General features: G+C 63.1%; 4 protein-coding genes. 1 reads left to right on the forward strand and 3 read right to left on the reverse strand.

Going from position 1 to position 3285, the window contains the following annotated elements; genetic code table 11:
• Window positions 1-211 precede the first annotated feature (211 nt).
• The gene (locus ENZ75_RS26135) at window positions 212-1507 is read right to left on the reverse strand and encodes a DUF445 domain-containing protein (protein ID WP_063168163.1); all 1296 of its coding nucleotides are present in this window, start codon (window positions 1505-1507) and stop codon (window positions 212-214) included.
• A gap of 276 nt (window positions 1508-1783) precedes the next feature.
• Here ENZ75_RS26135 and rirA point away from each other — a divergent pair, with 276 nt between their 5' ends.
• Window positions 1784-2248, forward strand: coding sequence for an iron-responsive transcriptional regulator RirA (rirA, locus tag ENZ75_RS26140; protein ID WP_013531245.1), 465 nt, complete (start codon window positions 1784-1786; stop codon window positions 2246-2248).
• 123 nt (window positions 2249-2371) lie between these two features.
• On the opposite strand, the gene ENZ75_RS26145 is transcribed toward rirA, so the two are convergent.
• The gene (locus ENZ75_RS26145; RefSeq protein ID WP_063168164.1) at window positions 2372-3163 is read right to left on the reverse strand and encodes a heme ABC transporter ATP-binding protein; all 792 of its coding nucleotides are present in this window, start codon (window positions 3161-3163) and stop codon (window positions 2372-2374) included.
• A 6-nt stretch (window positions 3164-3169) separates the two neighbouring features.
• Window positions 3170-3285 (reverse strand): iron chelate uptake ABC transporter family permease subunit (locus ENZ75_RS26150; RefSeq protein WP_164888007.1); only part of this gene is annotated, 116 nt, incomplete at its 5' end.

The following is a 3285-nucleotide window of genomic DNA, read 5'->3' on the forward strand; positions in this document are numbered from 1 at the left end:
GGGCGAGGATCGCCTCGACATCGACATTCGGCACCTTCAGGTCGCGGCCGAACCTGCCGAACATGTCCATGAAGGAATCGGATTCCGGTTGTTTTGCCATGCTTGTTTGCTCCCCTTTGCCGCGGATGCGGGCACCCTCGGATGGAGAATAACACTCGCGTGCCGTGAGTCCATTCGGACGCGGAGGAATGAGCGCCAGTCTGGCCGCGCATCAATTCACGAGGAACAGCCGCTCGGCCACATAGAGCACGACACCGGCGAGGCCGCCGATGATCATGCCGTTGAAGCGGATGTACTGCAGGTCCCGGCCGATGTTCATCTCGATCAGCCGCGTCAGTTGCGCGAGGTCCCAGCGTTTGACCTGGTCGGCGATGAATGTCGACACGCCGGCCTTCTGGCTCTCCACGAACGACGCCAGCGCCACCACGAACCCCTGGTTCATGTCGGCCCGGATCTGCGCATCGCCGGCAAGATGCCGGCCGACCTCGACGAACATGTTGGCGAGGTGCGCACGGATGACCGAATTCGGCGCCTTGGCATCCTGCTCGATGAACTGGCTGAGGCTTGCCCACATGTCGCCGGCCAATCCCTTGACCTCCGGCCGGCCCAGGAAGTCGCGCTTCAGCTTTTCGGCCCGTTTGGCGTATTGTTTCGATGTCCTCAGCTTATCGATGAAGCCTTGGGCGAAGCTGTCGAATTCGGCGCGCAGCGGGTGGTCGGGATCGGCCCTCACTTCGTCGAGCAGCGAGCCCGCCGAGGCGACGATCTTCTTCAGGAGATAGGCGTCGGCGCGGAACAGGTTGAACAGCGACGGCAGTTCCTCGCGGATTTTTTCGCGCATCGTTGCCAGCGCTTTTTCGTCATTGAGGAACCGCCCGATCACCTTGGTGAATTCGTCGAACAATTTCTGATGGCGGCGATCATCGGTAAGCGCCGAGAGCAGTTCGGCGGCCAGCGGCGCCAGCGGCACCTTTTCGATCTGTTCGAGCATGCGGCTGGTGACGAAGCCGCGCAGGCCGGATTGCTCTATCGCCGCAAGCGTCTGCGGCACCAGCCGCACGATGAAGCGCGACAGGCCGGCGGCGCGCTCCGTATCGGCCAGCCAATCGGCGACCAGCGCCGAAAAATCGACCTCGGCAAGCTTTTCACGCACCGGTTCGGGCGCCAGAAAGTTGACCTCGATGAAGCGGCCGAGATTGTCGGCGATGCGGTTCTGGTTCTCGGGGATAATGGCGGTGTGCGGGATCGGCAGCCCCAGCGGCCTTCGAAACAGCGCCACCACCGCGTACCAGTCGGCGAGGCCGCCGATGGTCGCCGCCTCGGCAAAGGCAGCGACGAAGCCGAGCCACGCATGGATGTGCTCGAACGATTTGGCGAGCGCAAACACCAGTACGCAAAGCGCCAGCGCGGCCGCCGCGAGGAATTTCGTCCGCCGCAACGCGGAAAGCTTCGCATCCGCTTCGGCATCGAAACGGACCGGCGTCAAGGGCGAAGCCGATTGTGACATGGGTGAGCCGCTCCTCGTCGATCTCAGCCTATCTAGTGTTCCGACGGCCGAAATACCCGCGACAGCCGGTTTCGCCCGGCATCTTGCCCGGCTGCGCACACAAAGTTGAGGAGAAAATTCATCTATCGCGCCAAGCTAGTCTGGAATTATTCCAAGGTATAGGCCATATTCCGCCTGGGCCAATGTGGCGAATCCGGAATTTCGGGTCAAAGCCGCATCAGCAAAATTTCCAGATCTGGCGTGGGTTGCACCGCCCCAGTGCCTTGTGAGGACAATATGCGGCTTACGCGCCAGACCAACTATGCCATGCGCATCTTGATGTATTGCGCGGCAAATGACGACCGATTGAGCCGTATTCCCGAGATCGCGGCCGCCTATTCTGTGTCGGAGCTTTTCCTGTTCAAGATCCTGCAGCCGCTGGTCGAGCACGGCCTCGTCCAGACCGTGCGTGGCAGGAATGGCGGCGTCAAGCTTGGCCGGGCGGCCGAAGCCATCAGCCTGTTCGATGTCGTGCGCGTGACGGAAGAGAGCTTCGCCATGGCCGAATGCTTCGAGAACGATGCCGCCGAATGCCCGCTCGTCGACAGCTGCGCGCTGAACTCGGCGCTGCGCGAGGCCCTGAATGCGTTTTTCGCAGTGCTCGCCCGCTATACGATCGCCGATCTGGTAGCGGCGCGGCCGAATGTACGCAACCTGCTCGGCATCGACATGCTGATGGAGCGCCGCGCCCCGGCTGCCTAGCGTATTTCTCCCCGTTCTGCGGAGAGAAATGCCCGGCAGGGCAATGAGGGGCGGCGCCGACTTCGACAATTGGCGGGAGAAGCGCAGGAAACCGCCATTCGCAGGCCCGGCCTCACCTGAATATCAATAGACCGCCGACTGCGGCAGCACGAACGGCATATTGCCCGCCGGCAGCACGCCGACCTTGAGCCGGCAGTCGAACACTTTCTCGATCAGATCATCGCTCAGCACGTCCCGCGGCGATCCGGCGGCGGCCAGCCGGCCGCGATGCATGACGAAGATCCGCTCCGCATACATGGCCGTCAGATTGAGGTCATGCAGGATGGCGACCACGCCACCGCCCCTTCTGGCGAAGTCGCGGGCAATGTTCATGATGATCAGCTGGTGCTTGATGTCGAGGCTGGACACTGGCTCGTCGAGGAACAGAAAGCGCGGCTTGCCGTCGAGCACCGGCGCCCAGACCTGGCATAGCACGCGCGCCAACTGAACGCGCTGTTGCTCCCCGCCGGAAAGCTCCTGGTAGAAACGGCCGGCAAAGCCGTCGAGATCGACACGCGCCAGCGCCCGTTCCGGCAGCCGCGCATCCTCGCCCGGCAAGGCGCCCGAACGGCCGCCGACAAGACCAAGCTTGACCACTTCCCGCACGGTGAACGGGAACGACAGCGTCGTCGCCTGCGGCAGCACCGCGCGATGGACGGCTGCCTCGGCCGGCTTCATCGTCGAGAGATCTCGGCCGTTGAGGGCAACGCGGCCGGTATAGGCGAGCTCGCCGGAGAGCGCTTTGAGGAAGGTCGTCTTGCCCGAACCATTGGGGCCGACGACGGCGGCGATCTCGCCGGGCCGCGCGTGGAAATCGACACCACTGACGATAGGCTTGCCGGCGATATCAACCGAAACATCCTTTGCCTCGATCATCAAGCCTCACAAATCAACCACGCCGCGCTTGCGCAGCAGGATCCAAAGGAAGAACGGCGCGCCCGCTATCGCGGTGACGATGCCTATCGGCAGTTCGGCCGGCGCAACGATGGTGCGTGCGA

This window comes from Mesorhizobium sp. M7A.F.Ca.CA.002.04.1.1, from assembly GCF_004022805.1.
Classification (GTDB): domain Bacteria; phylum Pseudomonadota; class Alphaproteobacteria; order Rhizobiales; family Rhizobiaceae; genus Mesorhizobium; species Mesorhizobium ciceri.